Source organism: Roseateles sp. (assembly GCF_044373315.1).
Taxonomy (GTDB): Bacteria; Pseudomonadota; Gammaproteobacteria; order Burkholderiales; family Burkholderiaceae_C; genus JACDQM01.
The window spans coordinates 49,101-68,740 of sequence record NZ_JBILQK010000010.1 but is presented as its reverse complement, the minus strand read 5'-3'; the positions used below and the strand labels follow the sequence as shown (position 1 = coordinate 68,740).

Sequence of the window (19,640 nt, the reverse complement as noted above, 5' to 3'; positions counted from 1 at the left end):
GCCACACAGGCCAGGCCGAAGCCACCACCCATCACCGTGCCTTCCAGCACCGCAACCGTGGCCAGCGGCGTGCGGTCGAAGGCCACGCACAGCTCGCCGAAGGCGGCATTGAACTGCTCCAGAACGGCCGGGCCTTCTTCGGCCAGGCGCATACGCGCCATCGCCATGTCCTTCAGATCGCCGCCCGAGCAGAAATGCCCGCCATTGCCGCGCAGCACCACGGCGCGCATGCCCGGCTGCGCTTCAGCCCAGGCCAGCGCCTCGCGCAGCTCGCCCACCATCGCGAGCGACAGCGCATTGCGCGACTCCGGCCGGTTGAGCCGGATCTCCAGCACGCCGGCGCTCGGCAGCGACAGCGCCAGCGCCTGCAGGCGCGGCAGCTCTAGCGTTGAAGCGCGCATACTCAACCCGCCTTGGGCAAAGTGCCTTCGAGCTTGCAGATGATGCTCAGCATCACTTCGTCGGCGCCGCCGCCGATCGACACCAGGCGGCCGTCGCGGTAGGCCTGGCTGACAGGGTTGTCCCAGGTGAAGCCCATGCCGCCCCAATACTGCAGGCAGGCGTCCGCCACCTCGCGGATCAGACGGCCGCTCTTGAGCTTGGCCATCGAGGCGAGCTTCGCAGCATCCTGGCCGCCAACATACATATCCACCGCACGGTAGGTCAGCGAGCGCAGCAACTCCACTTCAGTGCGCAACTCTGCCAGGCGGTAGTGCACCACCTGGTTGTCCAGCAGCGGCTTGCCGAAAGCCTGGCGCTGGCGGGTGTAGTCGATGGTCTGGTCGATCAGCTGGTCCAGGTTCTTCAGGCAAGAGGCCGCGCCCCACAGACGCTCTTCCTGGAACTGCATCATCTGGAACATGAAGCCCATGCCTTCCTGGCCGATCAAGTTGAGCTGAGGCACGCGCACGTTGTCGAAGAAGAGCTGGGCGGTGTCGGACGAGTCCATGCCGATCTTGTGGATCTTCTGCCGCGTGATGCCGGGCAGGTTCATCGGCACGATGATCAGGCTCTTGTTCTTGTGCACCGGGCCTTCGCTGGTATTGGCCAGCAGGCAACACCAGTCGGCCTGCATGCCGTTGGTGATCCACATCTTGGTGCCGTTGATGAGGTAGTCGCCGCCGTCCTTCTTGGCCGTGGTCTTCAGTGCCGCCACATCAGAGCCGCCGCCGGGCTCGGAAACGCCGATGCAGCCGACGAAGTCACCGCTGATCGAGGGCGCCAGGAACTCGCGCTTCAACTCATGGCTGCCGAAGCGCGCCAGCGCCGGTGTGCACATATCGGTCTGCACGCCGATGGCCATCGGTACACCCGCCACGCGGCAGGTGCCCAGCGCCTCGGCCATCACCATCGAATAGCTGAAATCCAGGCCGCTGCCGCCATATTCCTCGGGGTACTTAAGGCCCAGCAGGCCCAGGTCGCCCAGCTTCTTGAACACCTCGTGCGCGGGGAAGATCTCCTGCTTCTCCCACTCGGCCACATAGGGGTTCAGCTCCTTCTCGACGAAGCGCGCGACGGTCTCGTAGAGCGCCTTGTGCTCGGTGGTCCATTTCATGATGTCTGTCTCCTCGGTTCTTGATTGACTCGTTCGTCGCGGTTCAGGCGCCGCTGGCAGCACTTCTCACAGGCGGGCGACGCCGAAGGCGTTCGGCCGCAGTTCGCGCGCCTGGCTTTCAGCCGCCAACGCCAGGCCCAGGGCCAGCACGCGGCGGGTGTCGCGCGGGTCGATCACGCCGTCGTCCCACAGCCGCGCGGTGCCGAACAGCACGCTGGATTCGCGGTCGATGCGCTGGCGCAGTTGCTGGCTCATGGCGCTCAAGGCCTCGTCGTTGACGGGCATTCCCATGCGTTCCAGCTTGGCGCGGTTGATGATGTCCATCACCTTGGCCGCCTGGGCGCCGCCCATCACCGCGGTGCGCGCGCTGGGCCAGCTGAAGATGAAACGCGGGTCGAAGCCACGGCCGCACATGCCGTAGTTGCCCGCGCCGAACGATCCGCCCAGCACGATGGTGAACTTGGGCACGCGCACATTGGCCACAGCCTGGATCATCTTGGAGCCATGCTTGATGGCGCCGCCACGCTCGGCCTCGCGGCCAACCATATAGCCGGTGGTGTTCTGCAGAAACACCAGCGGCACGCCGACCTGGTCGCACAGCTGCATGAACTGCGCGGCCTTGGTCGAGCCCTGCGGCTGGATCGGGCCGTTGTTGCCGATCAGGCCGACCGCATGGCCATCGATGCGGGCGTGGCCGCAGACGGTCTCAGGCGCATAGGCGGCCTTGAATTCCAGAAACTCAGAGCCGTCCACCAGGCGCGCGATCACCTCGCGCACGTCATAGGGCTCACGCTCATCGGCGGGCACCACGCCCAGCAGCTCCTCGGCCGCGAACAGCGGCTGCACCGGCTGGGCGCGCTGGGTCACGCTGTCCCAGGGCAGCAGCTGCATCAGTTCACGCGTGGTGGCCAGCGCATGCGCGTCGTCCTCGCAGACGTATTCGCCCAGGCCGGTGACGCGTGCATGGGTGTCCACGCCGCCCAGCTCGTCGTCGGTGACGTCCTCGCCGATGGCGGCCTTCACCAGCGGCGGGCCGGCCAGATAGATGCTGGAGCGGTCCTTGACCAGCAACACATAGTCCGACAAGCCCGGCAGATACGCGCCGCCCGCGGTGGACGAGCCATGAACCACCGCGATCTGCGGAATGCCCATGGCCGAGAGCCGGGCCTGGTTGGCGAAGCTGCGCCCGCCCTCGACGAACATCTCGCTCTGGTACATCAGGTTGGCGCCGCCGCTTTCCACCAAGTAGATCAGCGGCAGGCGGTTTTCCATTGCGATCTGGTGCGCGCGCAGGGCCTTCTTCAGACCCATGGGCGCGATGGTGCCGCCCTTGATCGCGCTGTCGTTGGCAGAGATCAGCACGCGCTTGCCCGCAACTTGGCCGATGCCGATGATGGAACCGCCGCCGAGCACAGCCTTCTTGCCGTCGTCGTCGTGCATGCCCAGACCGGCCAGCGTGGACAGCTCCAGGAAGCTGGTGCCGCGGTCGATCAGACGGGCGACGCGCTCGCGCGGCAGAAGCTGGCCGCGACCCTCGAACTTCTCGCGCTTGGACTCGGATTCGGCCACCACCTTGGCCTCCAGCGCGCGCACCTCGTCGAGCTTGGCCTGCATCGCTGCCGTGTTGGCAGCGAAGGCGGGCGAGCGCGGGTTCAGGCGGGATGTCAGACGGCTCACTTCAACACCTCCGGGGACGTGGCGCGGTGAAAGCCCTCGAAGGCACTGCTGCCCGCATGGTCGATCGAGGGATACATGGGATTTCCCAGCGAGGCAGCGCCATCGATCTGCAGCGTGACGCCGCTGATGAAGGCCGCTGCCGGCGAAAGCAAAAAGACGATGGCCGCACTGATCTCGGCCTCGGTGGCCAGGCGGCGCAGCGGCACATGGTTCTTCAGCTGCTTGATCAACGGCTGTATCGCAGGGCCGTAGCTGTCCATGCCGCTGGAGGCTACCCAGCCGGGCGACACCGCGTTGACGCGCACATGGGCATGAGCCCACTCAAACGCGGCACTCATCGTGAGATTGCTCATGCCGGCACGGGCGGCGCCGCTGTGCGCCATGCCGGGCATGCCGTTGCGGAAGTCGGCCGTCATGTTGACGATGGCACCGCCGCCGTTGCCCTGCATGCACTGCGTGAACAGCTCGCGCATCATCAGGAAGCCGCCGGTCAGGTTGTTGGCCACCACCGCTTCGAAGCCGCGCTTGGAGATCATCATCATCGGCGCGGGAAACTGCCCGCCGGCGTTGTTGACCAGACCGTGCACCGGCCCGATCTCCTTCAACACGGCGGAGACATTGGCCTTCACCGCCTCCTCGTCGCGGATGTCGAAGGCGCGCCACTGGCAGCGCCCGCCGTCCTCGGCAATCTCGGCGGCCACGCGCTCCAGCTTGTCGGCGCTGCGGCCGGAGATGACCACCTCGGCGCCCAGAGAAGCCAGCTCATGCGCCACGCAGCGGCCGATGCCTGAACCGCCCCCGGTGACCCAGATGCGCTGCCCCGCGAACAAGTCGGGGCGGAACACGCTGCGGTAGTGGGCCGACGTCTTAGCGTCCATCTGCTTGTCTCCGTTCATTCAATCTATGCTGCACTGCATTACGCGAATGAACGATAGCTTCCGTTAACGTCACCCCTATTTCATATCGGTTAATACCATGATCCGCGGGTTTCTCTTTGCCCGTAGCATGCGAGCCATCCCGGATTCACCAACCCTGAAAGGAAATGCCCCATGGACATGCAAGCCATCACTGAAGCCCTGCGCGCCAAGGTCGGCGACGACAGCGGCCTGGGCGCCGTGCTGAAGTTCGATTGCGGCGACGACGGCGTGGCCGTGATCGACGCCAAGTCCACGCCCAATACCGTGAGCAATGAAGACCGCGAAGCCGACTGCACCGTGGCCATCAGCCGCGAGAACCTGGCCGCGCTGGTGTCCGGCGAGCTCAACCCGATGAACGGCTTCATGATGGGCAAGTTCAAGGTGTCGGGCGACATGAGCGTCGCGATGAAGCTCTCGCGCGTGGTCTGAACCCATGAGCGCAGGACTGGACCGCAAGCGCAAGGCCGCTGCGCTGGAGATGCTGGCTTCCAGCACCAGCGAGCCGCAAGAGCAGCTCTACGGCATCACCCAGCTCTGCGATGAGTTCGGCCTGTCGCCGCGCGCGATACGCTTCTATGAGGACAAAGGCTTGATCGAGCCGCGCCGTGTCAACGGCGCACGCGTCTACACGCAGCGCGATCGCGCCCGCCTCAAGCTGATCCTGCGAGCCAAGGAAATTGGCTCCAGCCTGGACGAAATCAAGCAGTACCTGGACCTCTACGGCAATCACGGTGAAGGCCGCAGCAAGCAGCTGCAGTTCACGCTGGAACGCACCGATCAGATGATTGCCGAGCTGGAGCAAAAACGCGCGCACATCGAGGCCACGCTGGCCGAGCTGCGCGTCATCAACGAAGCCGTGCGCCAGCAGATCGCCGCGGCGCAGGAGAAGTGACCCCCATGTCTTTGCCGCTGTTCCCTTCCCAATGGATCTCCGACGAGCACCGCATGCTGCAGGACTCGGTGGCGCGCTTCTTCAAGGAGCGCTGGGTGCCGCGCGCCACCGAATGGCGCGAGGCCGGCATGATGGGCCGCGACACCTGGCTTGAAGCCGGCGCGAACGGTCTGCTGTGCGCCAGCATGCCCGAGGCCTATGGCGGCGGCGGCGGGGATTTCGGCCATGACGCCGTGATCCTGCTGGAGCAGGCCAAGGCCAATCTCAGCGGCTTCGGCGGTGGCCTGCACTCGGCCATCGTCGCGCCCTACATCCTGCATTACGGCAACGAGGAGCAGAAGCAACGCTGGCTGCCCAGGATGGCCACCGGCGAACTGGTCGGCGCCATCGCGATGACCGAGCCGGGCACCGGCAGCGATCTGCAGAACGTGCGCACAGTCGCCAAGCGCGACGGCGACCACTATGTGCTCTCGGGCCAGAAGGTGTTCATCACCAACGGCCAGAACGCCAACCTGGTGGTGGTGGTCTGCAAGACCGACAAGGACCAGGGCGCCAAGGGCATCTCGCTGCTGGTTGTCGAGGTCGAGAACGAGGACGGCACGCTGGTGCCGGGCTATCGCCGCGGGCGCAATCTCGACAAGATCGGCATGAAGGCGCAGGACACCTCGGAGCTGTTCTTCGACGAGGTGCGCGTGCCGGTGGCCAATCTGCTGGGCGGAGACAAGGGCCTCGAAGGCCAGGGCTTCTTCCAGCTGATGCAGGAGCTGCCACAAGAACGCCTGATCATTGCGGTGACGGCCGTCGGATCGATGGAGCGTGCGCTCAGCGAGGCGCTGAACTACACCAAGGACCGCAAGGCCTTCGGCAAGCCGATCTGGCAGTTCCAGAACACCCGCTTCAAGCTGGCCGAAGTGCAGAGCCAAGTGCTGGCCGCTCGTGCGCTGGTGGATGCCTGCATGCAGGCCCATCTGAAGGGCGAGCTGGATGCCGCACGCGCCGCGCTGGCCAAGGCCTGGACCACCGACCTGGCCTGTAAGGTGATGGACGAATGCCTGCAGCTGTTCGGCGGCTATGGCTACATGATGGAGTACCCGATCGCCGAGCTGTATGCCGACGCCCGCGTGGCCCGCATCTACGGCGGCACCAACGAAATCATGAAGGAACTGGCTTCCCGTTTCATGTAGCCCCCCGGCTGCGGTGTACCGCCGCCGCCCCCCGGATGGGCAGCACAGCGGCTTGGGACGGCCCGGCGCTCGCTGTGCCCCTGCCGCCTTCTACTGACTAACAGGGAGAGGACGACACGACGGGCCCGGCCATGCGCCGGGCCTGCTTTGTCGCCCGAGCCCAGGAGACCAAGACATGACATTCGACGCCTATCTCTACGACCATGTCCGTACCCCGCGCGGCAAGGGCAAGAAGGACGGAAAGCTGCACCAGGCCAGCCCCGTGTGGCTGCTGCGCACGCTGCTGCAGGCACTGCAGCAACGCCAGAAGCTGGACACCGCGCTGGTGGATGACCTGGTGATTGGCTGCGTGACGCCGGTGGGCGAGCAAGGCGCCGACATCGCGCGCACCGCCGTGCTGGACGCCGGCTGGGCACAGAACGTGGCCGGCGTAACGCAGTCGCGCTTCTGCGCCTCGGGTCTGGAGTCGATCAACCTGGCCGCAGCCAAGGTGGCCAGCGGCTTCGAGCGTCTGGTGGTGGCCGGTGGTGTGGAGTCGATGAGCCGCTGGCCAATGGGCAGCGACGGCGGCGCCTGGGCCATGGACCCGCGCATCAACAACGCGCTGGCCTTCATCCCGCAGGGCGTCAGCGCCGACCTGATCGCCACGCTGGAAGGCTTCAGCCGCGGCGATGTGGACGCTTTTGCCGTGCAGTCGCACCAGCGCGCCGCCGCCGCGCGCGCTGCTGGTCACTTCAAGAAGTCCATCGTGCCGGTGCACGACATCGCCGGCCTGCTGCTGCTGGACCAGGACGAGACCATCCGCCCCGCCACCACGCTGGAATCGCTGGCCAAGCTTGAGCCCAGCTTCCTGATGATGGGCCAGATGGGCTTTGACGCCACCGCGCTGCGCAAGTACACCACAGTGGAGCGCATCCACCATGTGCACCACGCCGGTAATTCCTCGGGCATCGTGGATGGCGCCTCGCTGATGCTGGTCGGCTCCAAGGCCGGCGGCGACGCGGCAGGCCTTAAGCCACGCGCGCGCATCCGCGCCGCCGCGGTGATCGGCTCCGAGCCCACCATCATGCTGACCGGCCCCACGCCGGCCTGCCAGAAGGCGCTCAAGCAGGCCGGCATGTCGGCGGCAGACATCGACCTGTGGGAGATCAACGAGGCCTTCGCCACCGTGCCGATGAAGACGGCGCGCGATCTGGGCATCGACTTGACGCGCGTCAACGTCAACGGCGGCGCCATCGCGATGGGCCATCCGCTGGGCGCCACCGGCTGCCTGATTCTCGGCACCCTGCTCGACGAGCTTGAGCGCCGCAACCTGTCCACCGGCTGCGCCACCCTGTGCGTGGGCGCCGGCATGGGCATCGCAACCATCATTGAGCGGGTGTGAACGCCATGAGCAGCAACGACAACAACAGCAATGCACTGAAGGTCGAACGCGGTGCCGACGGCATCGTCGTCGCGACCATGGACCTACCGGGCCATTCGATGAATGTGCTCAACGACGATCTGGCCCTGCCGCTGGCCAGCCTGGCCGATCTGCTCGAGAGCGATGCCAGCGTCACCGGCCTGATCCTGAGCTCGGCCAAGAAGGACTTCCTGGCTGGCGCCGATGTGGACCGCCTGCACCGCCTCAGCGGTGCGCAGGAAGCCTTCGATGAGTCAATGCGCTTCAAGGCCTTCATGCGCCGGCTGGAGAAATGCGGCAAGCCGGTGGTGGCCGTGATCCAGGGCATGTGCCTGGGCGGCGGCCTGGAGATTGCGATGGGATGCCACTGGCGCATCGTCATCGATGACGGCAAGGCCAAGCTCGGCCTGCCCGAGGTGAAGCTGGGCCTGTTGCCCGGTGGCGGCGGCACGCAGCGCCTGCCGCGCCTGGTGGGCATGCAGCAGGCCGTGCAGTGGATGCTGGAAGGCACCGAGGTGCGTGCCGCGCAGGCGCTCTCCAGCGGCTTGGTGGGCGAGCTGGCGCCCAGCCGCGACGAAGCCATGGCCAAGGCGCGCGCCTGGATCGCCGCCAACAAGAAGCCGGTGCAGCCCTGGGACGCGCCCAAGTTCCGTTATCCAGGTGGCGACTCGCGCTCACCTGCGGTGGTGCAGATGCTGGCCATCGCGCCGTCAATCGCCTCGGCCAAAAGCTGGGGCAACTACCCGGCGATCAACCACATCATGTCCAGCGTATTCGAGGGCGGCCTGACCGACATCGACCGCGGCCTGGAGATCGAATCGCGCTACTTCGCTGCCTGCGCCGAAAGCCAGGCCTCGAAGAACCTGATCGGCACGCTCTGGTATCAGCTGAACGCCATCAAGAAAGGCGCTTCGCGTCCGGCCGGTGTGCCACGTAGCGAGGTGAAGAAGCTCGGCATCCTGGGCGCCGGCATGATGGGTGCGGGCATTGCCTATGTGTCGGCCAAGGCCGGCATGGAGGTAGTGCTGCTGGACACCTCGCAGGAAGCTGCCGAGAAGGGCAAGGCCTACTCGAAGGACATCCTCGACAAGGCGGTGAAGAAGGGCCGCAGCTCGGCCGACAAGCGCGACGCGCTGCTGGCCCAGATCACGCCCACCACTGACTACGCGCTGCTGCAAGGCTGCGATCTGGTGATCGAGGCGGTGTTCGAGGACCGCGGCATCAAGGCCGATGTGACCAAGAAGGCAGAGGCCCACCTGGCAGCCAGCGCGGTGTTCGCCTCCAACACCTCCACGCTGCCCATCACCGGCCTGGCCGAAGCCAGCGCGCGGCCCGAGAACTTCATCGGCCTGCATTTCTTCTCGCCGGTGGACAAGATGCCGCTGGTGGAAATCATCGTTGGCGCCAAGACCTCGCCCGAAACCCTGGCGCGCGGCTTTGACTATGTGATGCAGATCGGCAAGACGCCCATCGTGGTGAACGACTCACGCGGCTTCTACACCAGCCGCGTGTTTGCCACCTATGTGATGGAAGGCATCGCGATGCTGGCCGAGGGCGTGCATCCGCGCTCCATCGAGGTGGCGGGTCTGCAGGCCGGCATGCCCATGCCGCCGCTGGCGCTGCAGGACGAGGTCAGCCTGTCGCTGGGCGTGCATGTGGCCGACCAGACCCGCAAGGATCTGGCCGCCGCCGGCATTCCCTACAAGGAGCATCCGGGCGAGCGCGTGCTGCGCCAGGTCTGCGAGCTGGGCCGCGTGGGCAAGAAGGCCGGCAAGGGCTTCTATGACTACGTCGCAGGCGGCGAGAAGACTCTGTGGCCCGGCTTGGCCGAGCTGTATCCGGTCAAGGCGATGAACGAACAGCCCGAGCAGCGCGAGCTGATCGACCGCATGATGTTCGCCCAGGCCAATGAGACCGCGCGCTGCCTGCAGGAAGGCGTGCTGCGCTCGGTGGCCGATGCAAATATCGGCTCGATCTTCGGCTGGGGTTTCGCGCCCTTCCAGGGCGGCGCGCTGCAGTTCATCAACAGCTACGGCGTCCCCGAGTTCGTGGCCCGCTCACGCGAGCTGGCCGCACGCCATGGCGAACGCTTCGAGCCGCCGACGCTGCTGGTGACGATGGCGCAGAAGGGTGAGAGGTTTGAGGAGGGGCAGCCGGCGCATTGACGCCCTGCTACTGCTGCTGCCACTGCTGGCAGGCTGAGTCGCCTCCTGCATTGCCGGCCCGCCGATGGCTTCGAGAGAAGCTGTTGGCGGGCCGCCTTCGTTATGGGAAGCGAGTGTCCCTTGGATATCACTGTCGTCGGCTTTTCGAGCTACGGGCTGTACACAGCCGTGCCTTATCGAGAGACGGACCTTTCACAAACTGCGACCACCGACCCGGAATGACTGCTTGGCAGCGCGCGCTTGGCTTTGGCGCCCGCATGCTGCACACGCTGAATTTCAGCATTTGATGGAGCGGCTGGAAACACGAGCTCGATATGGCTGCGCCCTTCGGTCGAGGAAGAACTCAACTTGGTGAGTCCCTCCAAGTCGAGCAAGCTGCGCTCGATTGGCACCGTGACAGCAGACTCGACGACTTCCGCCGAGGCACCGGTCAGCCGGGTTTCGATGCAGACCGCGCCGCCCACGGCGAATGAATCCATAAGCCCACACGAAAGAAGCAAGGCCGCGACAGAGAGGGGCATGCTTGTCTTCATCGGTGGGTCCAAATGTGAAAACAACCGGCGTGCAGCAGCGCGTTACCACAGCTATTGGGTCGCAGGCTTTACACCGGATCAGTCCGCAGCATCAGTCCGCAAGAGCGCGAGTGACATGTGCACCTTGCCCTTCAGGCCAGTATCCGTTCGAATGGCCTCCGGCTGAACGCCCCAGCTAACGAAGCCCACCGAGCGATAGAGCCGAAGGGCAGGCTCATTGCCTTCGGTGAGGGTGAGGTTCAAGGACCGGATCCCGGGCCGCGAGGACGCGATGGCAATGGCCGCTTGCATGAGTGCGACGCCAAGGCCGCTGCCTCGCTGCGATGGTTGAACATACATGCCCAGCACCAGCACCGCGTGGCGGGTCTTGGGCTTGGCCGAATACTCCAGCGCAACCGTGCCGACCAGCGTCTTGTCTTGCCAGGCTCCGAATGAGGTGGCCAAACCTTCGGCACTGCCGATGCGCTTGACCCACCAGGACTCGGGCTCGGCGTGGCGCTCAGCGGCGGTGGTCGTGAACGCATCCGGCGCTTGCTCATAGGCTTCGAGCATCAGCGCGCGGTAGGCGGCGGCATCGGCCGCCGTGAGGGTGGTGATGTGCATGGGCTCCGACAGGCTACAGGCTCGATTCAGATGCGCCGCGAAGCGGGTTCGGCTTGCTGAGCGCTGCTGAATGGCTCAGCCCCATAGGCAAGTGTGTCAGCATGCTCGACCTTGCTGCCAGTGAATCCGTCAAACACTTGCCGATGCGCCTTGTAAGACCAGGCATCGTCGCGCTCGTAGTAGCCAGACACCCAAGCCTGCAGATTGGCCAGCATGGCGTTCTGCTGCTCCAAGGATGCGTATTTATGGGGCTCCCAGGGCCGGCGAAGATTGTTGGCCAGGCAGGCCTCCACACCAGGATTGAGAAACACAAGCCGGGTGCAGTGAGCCGACGCGGCTTGAACCAGATCACCGTAGCAGCCCTCGATCACCCATGCGGCGTGGCTGAAAATGAATGCCTCCAAGGACGCCAGCACGTCTGCAGCTGGCCGCTGGACCGCAATCTGATCGGGCTCCCAAACAATGGAATCAAGATCGAGATGCGCAAGCCCGTGCTGAGCAGCCAGCGACTGCGAGTAGGTGCTCTTGCCAGAGCCGGAGTTTCCGAAAACAAGGACTTTCATAGGGAGCGACCTCCAGGGTCAAGTCTTGATTTGAACGGGTGCAGATTAAAGACCTGAACCCGGGTGCCAAGTTAAGCCGCAGCGTAGGCACGCTCTCGCTCTTCCCTCGAAAGCACTGTTGGTGTTGCCACAGGAGTTCCCGCTGAAGTAAAGAACGGCGTTGCCTTGTAGGCGCCGGTAACTGAGCCGGCGACAAGCCGTGGGATGAAGCCCGCCAACGTTGAAATAGTCTTCAGCGCAAGACCGGGAGGCGCTTGCTTCGCACTCGCGGTGTTCGTGCGCATCTGGACATCTCCGAACGAACGCTCGTATGCACCCGGCTCGGAATCTAGGCAGGTTCGAACCGACCCAACGTAGGCAACCTTCCAGTTTCGAGGGGTGTTTCCAATCGGGGTGTCGCAGCACTTGGCGTACCAACGCATGAGCCCGCTCGAGGAAAGAGACAGGCATGCGAGATGCTGCAGGCCATCAGACAAGGTCACGTACTTGGCCAATGTGGCAACAAAGTCGGCGCCACCGAGTGCATCGTGGGTGAGCGATTGAATGCCAAGATGGCTTGCATAGGCACGGCAGTCCTTGCAGTAGCAAACGCCACGAATGGCTCGCTCAGCGTGGCTGATCTGGCCGCGAACGGCCCCACATTTGCACCCAAGAAGATAGCTCACAGCATGACCTCATGAAGCCCAACGTAGCTTCCACCCCCTCAACACCGGAGCCTTGCAGCAGAGCTCGGGCCATTCGGGGGAGTGGATTTGTTAGTGCTCATTGTGCGCGTCTTCCCACCGCACCAAACCCGGCGGAACCCGGATCAACGGGCCTCATGCGCCAGCCCCAGGCTTTGCCCCCCACATGATCACCGCCATGCCGAGGAAGCACAGGCCCAGGCCGAGCCAGTCGGTGCTCGTTGGTGTGACCTTGTCCACCAGCCAGAGCCAGAGGATGGCCACGCCGATGTACACGCCGCCGTAAGCGGCATAGACGCGGCCACTTGCTGTCGGATGCAAGGACAGCAGCCAGGCGAACAGCGCCAGGCTGAGGGCCGCGGGCAGCAGCAACCACGCTGATTTGCCCTGCTTCAGCCAGAGATAGGGCAGATAGCAGCCGACGATCTCTGCCAGTGCCGTGGCCACGAACAAGCCAAAGGTCTTGAGGAGCTCCATGGCTGGGATTGTCATCCGCGTGAGCAAGCCGGCGGCGGCGGAGGCTTCTTCGCCGGCCGACACAGGCACCGCCGGGCGAATTCCGGCGGGTCTTGCTACAAGTAAGTGAATCAGCTGCCGCAGCTGCCCCAGGTCTTGCCTTGATCGGCGCTGCATTCCTTGAGGCGGGTGCCGTCGGCGCGGGTGCTGGTGCGGAACCAGTTGCCGGCGCTGAGCTTCTCGACGACGACGCGCAGACCGCTGTCGTCAGTGGAGCGCTTGTACCAACTGTCCACGGCAAGCTTTACCTCTTCGTCGAAGCGGATGCCGCTAATGGCGATGCGCTGGATCACGGTGCCGAAGTCCAGTTGGCCGCTCTTGCCTCGCAGCTTCTGCCAGTCATTCAGCGCCGCGTGCTCGGGGTGGATGGTGTCAAAGCGCAGCAGGTTGGTGTAGCTCACTCGGCCCACCGTGTAGTGGGCGTAGTAGTCGCGCAGGCCCACGATGCCTGGGGTGGCGTGGCTGTTGTCGCTCAGGCAGGTCAGCGGGTCGGCCTCCTTCTTGGGGTCAAGGTAGTGCACCACCAGCTCATATGTGACGCCGTCCTTGAGTTGCTCGATGGCTTCATCGAGCGAGCAGTGGTAGTCGCTCGTCTGGCTGTCGAAGTTGTAGCCCGTGCGCGTGGTCTTCAGCGTGGCTGCGCCCCAGGGCTGGCTGTCCTCCCGGCGCAGATGCAGCACCCGCTCGATCTTGCTCAGCGCCGGCTCCAGGATGACCCACTCGTTGCTGTAGCCAGAGGGGCGCCAGACCGAAGCATTGCGGTACCACACGCCCAGCTGATCGTTGATGTAGTGCGTGCCACGGCCGCGGTAGACCTCGGCACGCACATGGCTGGCGTTGGGGTACTGGGCGTGCAATTGCTGCTTGTAGGCGTAGCCGGCCTTCAGGCCTTTGACGATGTCTTGCGCCAGGGTGTAGCTCTGGCTGTCCTTGGACATGATGAAGTCGTCGTGGATGCGTGCTTCTGACAGGTTATGCCGCCGCACCAGATCGCCCATCACGGTCTTGATCTCGTTGATCAGGCTCTCGCGCAGCTGCTGGCTCTGGCGCAGCTGCTCGCAACTGTTGAGATTGGGCGACGAGGCAGTGAGGCGGGTGCGCACCTGGTCCCAAATGGCCGTGGTCAGCGGCGAGACATGCAAAACCTGCTCCACGCTGAGGGCCTTGAACTGCGGCGCGATGGCCATCTGATAGGCCTGCTTGACTGGACCGCTGTCCTCGTCCACGGCGCCGACGGGCACATCGACATAGAGCGTGGCATAAGGCAGGCAGGCGCGCTGAGCCTCGCCCAGCTCAAGCTGGTAGGCCCCGGCGGCCTTGGACAGGGTGGAGGGCTCGTCGGCGTCCTTGCGCTGGTTGCCGTTGATGTCCAGCCAAACGGTGGCGCCATTGACATAACCATCGATGACCTTGCCGCTGAGCGTGGCCATGGGCACGGGAGCCGGAGGCGCTGGCGGCGTGGGTGCAGGTGCAGGTGCTGGGGCAGGTGCAGGTGCTGGGGCAGGTGCTGGGGCAGCAGGGCCGACGCCGCCCCCTCCTCCGCCGCAACCGGCGCCGGCCAGGGTCAGCAAGGCGCTGGCGCAGAGCGCCGACCATCGATGTGCAGCAGCTCGCTTGTTGTTGTTCTTCCCCATGAACTCCCTCAATGCTTCTTGTCGAAAAAAGCGTGCGAGTTTAGGGGCCGGCCCGGCACGTACTCCTCAGGGTTCCTACGGGCAGCGCCTGGCAGGCAAGCAGGGCTTGATGCGCCAACCCGTGGAAGTACCTGTTCGTCGCACAGCTTACGTTAACGTAAGCTGTATTTCCAATTGGTCACTCAATCCGCCTATGCTGCCACTGAGCCGGCATGGCGCAGCGGCAGCCCTGAGGCTGCGCCCTCCACCACTCAAGCAGACAAGCGCCGGAAAGCCCACCATGTCCACTGCCCTTTTTCATGCCGACGAACGCGAAGACATCGCGTTGGTCGTTGATGCCGCCACGCGCTTTGCCAAGACCGAGATCGCGCCGAACCTGCCGGCCTGGGAAGCGGCCGGCGAGATTCCGCGCGAGCTCTATCGCAAGGCCGCCGGGCTGGGCTGGCTGGGCATGGGCTACCCCGAGGCCTATGGCGGCAGCCCCTGCAGCTGGGCGATGCGCAATGAGATGGCTGTGGCGCTGGCGCGCCATGGCGGCAGCGGCGGCCTGATGGCCAGCCTGTTCAGCCACAACATCGCGATGCCGCCGCTGCTGCGCCATGGCAGCCCCGAGCTGCAGGCCGAGGTGCTGCCCTCGGTGCTGTCCGGCGAGAAGATCGCCGCGCTGGCCATCTCCGAGCCGGGCGGCGGCACCGATGTGTCGGCGCTGAAGACCACCGCACGCCGCGACGGCGACGACTACATCGTCGACGGCGAGAAGATCTTCATCACCTCGGGCATGCGCGCCGACTGGCTGACCGTGGCCGTGCGCACCGACCTGCAGGACAAGAGCCCGATGGGCATCTCGATGCTGATGGTGCCCGGCGATGCGCCGGGCCTGTCGCGCAGCCCGCTGAAGAAAATGGGCTGGCACTGTTCCGACACCGCGCAGCTGCGCTTCGACGGCGTGCGCGTGCCGGCGCGCTTCCTCGTCGGCCAGGAGGGCCAGGGCTTCAAGATGATCCTCACCAACTTCAACGGTGAGCGGCTATCGATGGCGGCGCTCAGCCTTGGTTTCAGCGAGGCCTGCTACGACGAGGCGCTGGCCTGGGCGCGCCAGCGCAAGACCTTCGGCTCGCTGCTGGTGGACCACCAGGTGATCCGCCACAAGCTGATGGACATGCGCATGCGCATCGAATCCACCCGCGCCTGGCTGGACGCCGTGACGCTGCGCGCCGACACCAATGACAAAGGGGCCGAATGGGTGGCCCAGGTCTGCCTGCTGAAGAACCATGCCACGCAGACCATGCAGTTCTGCGCCGACGCCGCGGTGCAGATCCTCGGCGGCATGGGCTTCATGCAGGGCACCGCGGCCGAGCGCATCTACCGCGAGGTGAAGGTGATGATGATCGGCGGCGGCACAGAGGAAATCATGAAGGAGCTGGCCTCCAGGCAGCTGGGGCTGTAGAGGCCTGCGGCCCGCCGCTCACTGCAGCGGCCCGGTCAGCTGCTCGATCGCCTCGATCTGCACCCGGTGCACGCGTTGCCGCCCGGCCAGCCAGCGCAGCAGCGGGCCATCGGGCGGCAAGCCCGACCCCTGCTCGATGCGCTGGTAGGCCGCGGCTAGGCCATGCAAATGGCCCAGCAGGGCCTCGGGTTGCGCCAGCTCGCCGACGCGGCGCTGCAGCGCCAGCGGCTGCACCTGCACGCCTGCCGACGCCGCCATGCGCTGCGCTGCCGCCAGCTCACGCACCAGGATGTTGGCCACCGTGCCGGTGCGGCGCAGGCCCAGGGCATGCAGCTGCAGATGGGTCTGCGCCTGCCGGCTTGCCACTGCCGCCAGCGAGAGCCGCGCCAGCAGGTCTGTCCAGAGGGCACAGACCTGCGGCGGCGCGGCTTCGCGAGGCGAAGCCGCGGTGCGCATCAGCGCAGGTCGAAACGGTCGAGGTTCATCACCTTGGTCCATGCGGCGGCAAAGTCGCGCACGAACTTCGGCCCGCCATCGCGCTGCGCATAGACCTCGCTGAGGGCGCGCAGCTGCGAGTTGGAACCAAACGCCAGGTCAACCCGGCTACCCGTCCACTTCAGCGTGCCGGTCTTGCGGTCGCGGCCTTCAAAGGCGTTCTCGCCGGTGGGCTTCCACACCGTGCCCATGTCGACCAGGCTGACAAAGAAGTCGTTGCTGAGCTGGCCGGGGCGCTGCGTGAACACGCCTTCCTTGGTGCCGCCCACATTGGCACCCAGCACACGCAGGCCGCCGACCAAGGCCGTCATCTCCGGCGCGCTGAGCGTCAGCAGCTGCGCCTTGTCGATCAGCATCGACTCGGGCGAGACGCTGTACGCCGCCTTGCGGTAGTTGCGGAAGCCATCCGCCTGCGGCTCCAGCACCGCGAAGGACTCGGCATCGGTCTGCGCTGCGCTGGCATCGGTGCGGCCCGGCGTGAACGGCAGGTCCAGCACATGGCCGGCTGCCTTGGCGCCCGCCTCGACGCCGGCATTGCCGGCCAGCACGATCAGGTCGGCCAGTGAGACGCGCTTGCCGCCGCTCTGCGCGCTGTTGAAGCTGCTCTGGATGCCTTCCAGCACCGCCAGCACCTTGGCCAGCTGGGCAGGCTGGTTGACGGCCCAGTCCTTCTGCGGCGCCAGGCGGATGCGGGCGCCATTGGCACCGCCGCGCTTGTCGCTGCCGCGGAAGGTAGAGGCCGAGGCCCAGGCGGTGGACACCAGCTCGCTGACCGACAGGCCAGAGGCCAGCACGCGCGCCTTCAGATCGGCCGCATCGGCGGCGCTGATCAGCGGGTGATCGACGGCCGGCACCGGGTCTTGCCAGATCAGGTCTTCAGCCGGCACTTCCGGGCCGAGGTAGAGGCCCTTCGGGCCCATGTCGCGGTGGGTCAACTTGAACCAGGCGCGGGCGTAGGCGTCGGCGAATTCGTCCGGGTTGGCCAGGAAGTGGCGGGCGATCTTCTCGTAGGCCGGGTCGAACTTCAGCGACAAGTCGGCCGTGGTCATGTGCGGCGGGTGCTTCTTGCTGGGGTCATGCGCGTCGACGATCATGTCCTCGGGCGCCACGTCCTTGGCGCGCCACTGGATGGCGCCGGCGGCGGTGGTCATCTGCTCGTAGTCGTACTTGAACAGCACCTTCAGATAGCCCATGTCCCACTGCGTCGGATTGGGCTTCCAGGCGCCCTCGAAGCCGCTGGTGGTGGTGTCGCCGCCCTTGCCCGTGCCGTGCTTGTTGATCCAGCCGAAGCCCATCTCTTCGATGGGTGCCGCTTCCGGCTCGGGACCGACCAGGGCCGCATCGCCCGCACCGTGCATCTTGCCGAAGGTATGGCCGCCGGCCACCAGGGCCACCGTCTCGTAGTCATCCATCGCCATACGAGCGAAGGTCTCGCGCACATCGCGGCCCGAAGCCACCGGATCGGGCTTGCCGTCCGGGCCTTGCGGGTTCACATAGATCAGGCCCATCTGCACGGCGGCCAGCGGGTTCTGCAGATCACGCTCGCCGCTGTAACGGCTGTTGGGCTTGTCGCTGGTGGCCAGCCATTCCTTCTCTGCGCCCCAGTAGATGTCTTCTTCCGGCGCCCAGATGTCGGCGCGGCCGCCGCCGAAGCCGAAGGTCTTGAAGCCCATGGTCTCCATGGCCACATTGCCGGCCAGGATGAAGAGATCGGCCCAGGAGATGGCATTGCCGTACTTCTCCTTCAGCGGCCACAGCAGGCGGCGCGCCTTATCGAGGTTGCCGTTGTCGGGCCAGCTGTTGACGGGCGCGAAGCGCTGGTTGCCGGTGCCCGCGCCGCCGCGGCCATCCGCCGTGCGGTAAGTGCCGGCGCTGTGCCAGGCCATGCGGATGAACAGGCCGCCGTAGTGTCCATAATCGGCCGGCCACCAGTCCTGGCTTTGCGTCATCAACGAGGCCATGTCCTTCTTCAGCGCCGCATAGTCGAGCTTCTTGAAGGCCTCGGCATAGTCGAAATCCGGGTCCATCGGGTTGGACACCGGCTGGTGCTGGTGCAGGATGGACAGGTTCAGCTGCTGCGGCCACCAGTCGGCGTTGGATTGCGCACCCTGGGTGCTGCGGGCGCCGGCGGCGTGGAAGGGGCACTTGGCTTCATTGCTGCTCATTGAGGTCTCCTCGGCTTGATGGATGACGTTGGGATGCATAGTGTTCGCCAAACAAATTTGATTCGCCAGTTGAGGTTTTCAATGGCCCGCATTGCCAGCCTGTATCGCTGAGGCATCGGCCTGGGGCGACAGCGGGGGCTGCCCGTCAGCGCTTGATGCCAGGCTGCACAGACCTTGAGCCTGTGCAATGCCTTCGGTCACACACCAGTCAGCTATGCTCCAGTATCGGATCCAATATCCAATAATCCGGAAGACCCAAGCCGCCGGCGTCGGCGCCGGTCTGGCCGCTTTGGAGGTTCTCGCGCATGAAGCAGATCGCAGGGTGGGCGCAAAAGCCAGGCAGCGCCGCAAGGCCGGACGCACTGGCAAACGCTGCCGCGCTGCCACTGCCTGAGTGGCGCGAGCCCTCGGCCAAAGCGGGGGGCGATGCGGCTTTGATTGAAGACGCGCCGCTGTGGGCCGCAGCATCGCCACAGCTTTTCGGCGCTGCCGGTCTGCAGCTGCTGGAAGCGCTGTTCGAGCCGCTCACCGATGTGGCTTTCTTCGTCAAGGACCAGGACGGCCGCTACCTATGCGTCAACCGCAGCCTGTGGCAGCGCTGCGGCCTGCACTCAAGCGCCGACATGATCGGCCGGCGCTCCAGCGAGCTGTTCCCCAGCGGCATGGGCAATGCCTATCTGGTGCAAGACCACGCCGTCATGCGCAGCGGCCGGCCCATGCTCAGGCGGTTGGAGCGGCACCTCTACCCTGACCTGAGCAGCGGCTGGTGTCTGAGCCACAAGCTGCCGATGCGCGATAACCGGGGGCAGATCGTCGGCCTGGTGGGCATGTCGCGCGACCTCGGCCTGCCCGACTGCAAGCACCCGGAATACGCGGCCATCGCAGAGCTAGCCCAGCGAATCGGCGAAGACTATGCGCAGCCGCTGGCCCTGGCCGACCTCGCCTACCAACAAGGCCTGAGCCTGGACCGCATGGAGCGCATGTTCCACCGCGTGTTCCATCTCACACCGCGCGAGATGCTGGTGCAAGCCCGCATCGACGCCGCCTGCCAGCGCCTGGCGCTGGACGGGCCGCTCAGCATCGCCGAGATCGCGCTGGATTGCGGCTACTCGGACCAAAGCGCCTTCACCCGCCAGTTCAAGGCGACCGTCGGCATGACGCCGAGCCAGTACCGCCAGCTCCAGACCAGGGGCTGAGCAGTAGAGGCAC

General features: G+C 65.6%; 19 protein-coding genes. 7 read left to right on the top strand and 12 right to left on the bottom strand.

Features of this window, described 5'->3' with window-relative positions; translation table 11 throughout:
• From ACIQ67_RS04550 to ACIQ67_RS04535, 4 genes are all read right to left on the bottom strand, one after another.
• Window positions 1-401, bottom strand: a 401-nt coding sequence (locus ACIQ67_RS04550; RefSeq protein ID WP_397533170.1) for an enoyl-CoA hydratase/isomerase family protein, incomplete at its 3' end; no start/stop codon positions are given.
• A gap of 2 nt (window positions 402-403) precedes the next feature.
• Window positions 404-1,555: an acyl-CoA dehydrogenase family protein gene (locus ACIQ67_RS04545; protein ID WP_397533169.1), complete on the bottom strand. Its 1,152-nt coding sequence runs from the start codon at window positions 1,553-1,555 to the stop codon at window positions 404-406.
• Between the two features lie 66 nt (window positions 1,556-1,621).
• On the bottom strand, window positions 1,622-3,232 hold the full coding sequence (locus ACIQ67_RS04540) for an acyl-CoA carboxylase subunit beta (protein WP_397533168.1): 1,611 nt from the start codon (window positions 3,230-3,232) through the stop codon (window positions 1,622-1,624).
• Entirely contained in the window at window positions 3,229-4,110 is an 882-nt protein-coding gene (locus tag ACIQ67_RS04535) for an SDR family oxidoreductase (protein ID WP_397533167.1), read from the bottom strand. Before ACIQ67_RS04535 ends, ACIQ67_RS04540 begins: the two co-directional genes overlap by 4 nt.
• Before the next feature lie 171 nt (window positions 4,111-4,281).
• Here ACIQ67_RS04535 and ACIQ67_RS04530 point away from each other — a divergent pair, with 171 nt between their 5' ends.
• The 5 genes from ACIQ67_RS04530 (at window position 4,282) to ACIQ67_RS04510 (ending at window position 9,792) form a co-directional block, all read left to right on the top strand.
• Window positions 4,282-4,578 (top strand): SCP2 sterol-binding domain-containing protein, encoded by a 297-nt coding sequence (locus ACIQ67_RS04530; protein WP_397533166.1) that lies wholly within the window; start codon window positions 4,282-4,284, stop codon window positions 4,576-4,578.
• Between the two features lie 4 nt (window positions 4,579-4,582).
• Complete coding sequence (locus ACIQ67_RS04525; RefSeq protein ID WP_397533165.1) at window positions 4,583-5,041, top strand: MerR family DNA-binding transcriptional regulator; 459 nt, start codon at window positions 4,583-4,585, stop codon at window positions 5,039-5,041.
• Between the two features lie 5 nt (window positions 5,042-5,046).
• On the top strand, window positions 5,047-6,225 hold the full coding sequence (locus ACIQ67_RS04520) for an acyl-CoA dehydrogenase family protein (RefSeq protein WP_397533164.1): 1,179 nt from the start codon (window positions 5,047-5,049) through the stop codon (window positions 6,223-6,225).
• 175 nt (window positions 6,226-6,400) lie between these two features.
• Entirely contained in the window at window positions 6,401-7,609 is a 1,209-nt protein-coding gene (locus ACIQ67_RS04515; RefSeq protein WP_397533163.1) for an acetyl-CoA C-acetyltransferase, read from the top strand.
• Window positions 7,610-7,614: 5 nt separating this feature from the next.
• A complete protein-coding gene (locus ACIQ67_RS04510) occupies window positions 7,615-9,792 on the top strand; it encodes a 3-hydroxyacyl-CoA dehydrogenase NAD-binding domain-containing protein (RefSeq protein ID WP_397533162.1) in 2,178 nt (725 codons plus the stop codon).
• A 173-nt stretch (window positions 9,793-9,965) separates the two neighbouring features.
• Here ACIQ67_RS04510 and ACIQ67_RS04505 read toward each other — a convergent pair whose 3' ends face one another.
• The 6 genes from ACIQ67_RS04505 to ACIQ67_RS04480 all read right to left on the bottom strand — a co-directional run bounded on the left by ACIQ67_RS04505 (window position 9,966) and on the right by ACIQ67_RS04480 (window position 14,120).
• Window positions 9,966-10,325 (bottom strand): efflux RND transporter permease subunit, encoded by a 360-nt coding sequence (locus tag ACIQ67_RS04505; protein WP_397533161.1) that lies wholly within the window; start codon window positions 10,323-10,325, stop codon window positions 9,966-9,968.
• Between the two features lie 78 nt (window positions 10,326-10,403).
• Window positions 10,404-10,928, bottom strand: coding sequence for a GNAT family N-acetyltransferase (locus ACIQ67_RS04500; RefSeq protein ID WP_397533160.1), 525 nt, complete (start codon window positions 10,926-10,928; stop codon window positions 10,404-10,406).
• Window positions 10,929-10,954: 26 nt separating this feature from the next.
• A complete protein-coding gene (locus ACIQ67_RS04495; RefSeq protein ID WP_397533159.1) occupies window positions 10,955-11,491 on the bottom strand; it encodes a hypothetical protein in 537 nt (178 codons plus the stop codon).
• Window positions 11,492-11,562: 71 nt separating this feature from the next.
• Window positions 11,563-12,156: a DUF6151 family protein gene (locus tag ACIQ67_RS04490; protein WP_397533158.1), complete on the bottom strand. Its 594-nt coding sequence runs from the start codon at window positions 12,154-12,156 to the stop codon at window positions 11,563-11,565.
• 153 nt (window positions 12,157-12,309) lie between these two features.
• Window positions 12,310-12,651, bottom strand: coding sequence for a YnfA family protein (locus tag ACIQ67_RS04485; protein WP_397533157.1), 342 nt, complete (start codon window positions 12,649-12,651; stop codon window positions 12,310-12,312).
• Window positions 12,652-12,761: 110 nt separating this feature from the next.
• Entirely contained in the window at window positions 12,762-14,120 is a 1,359-nt protein-coding gene (locus tag ACIQ67_RS04480; protein ID WP_397533156.1) for a hypothetical protein, read from the bottom strand.
• 484 nt (window positions 14,121-14,604) lie between these two features.
• Between ACIQ67_RS04480 and ACIQ67_RS04475 the strand changes: the two genes are divergently transcribed.
• On the top strand, window positions 14,605-15,771 hold the full coding sequence (locus ACIQ67_RS04475) for an acyl-CoA dehydrogenase family protein (RefSeq protein WP_397533155.1): 1,167 nt from the start codon (window positions 14,605-14,607) through the stop codon (window positions 15,769-15,771).
• Window positions 15,772-15,789: 18 nt separating this feature from the next.
• Here the strand turns inward: ACIQ67_RS04475 and ACIQ67_RS04470 are convergent, their stop codons facing one another.
• Together ACIQ67_RS04470 and katG are read right to left on the bottom strand one after the other, a co-directional pair.
• A complete protein-coding gene (locus tag ACIQ67_RS04470) occupies window positions 15,790-16,227 on the bottom strand; it encodes a hypothetical protein (protein WP_397533154.1) in 438 nt (145 codons plus the stop codon).
• Window positions 16,227-18,431 (bottom strand): catalase/peroxidase HPI, encoded by a 2,205-nt coding sequence (katG, locus tag ACIQ67_RS04465; RefSeq protein WP_397533153.1) that lies wholly within the window; start codon window positions 18,429-18,431, stop codon window positions 16,227-16,229. The genes ACIQ67_RS04470 and katG overlap by 1 nt, the downstream gene beginning before the upstream one ends.
• Window positions 18,432-18,736: 305 nt before the next feature.
• On the opposite strand from katG, the gene ACIQ67_RS04460 reads away from it, so the two are divergent.
• Window positions 18,737-19,627 carry a helix-turn-helix domain-containing protein gene (locus ACIQ67_RS04460; protein WP_397533152.1) on the top strand — a complete coding sequence of 297 codons (891 nt, stop codon included), beginning with the start codon at window positions 18,737-18,739 and terminating at the stop codon, window positions 19,625-19,627.
• The last annotated feature ends 13 nt before the right edge of the window (window positions 19,628-19,640 follow it).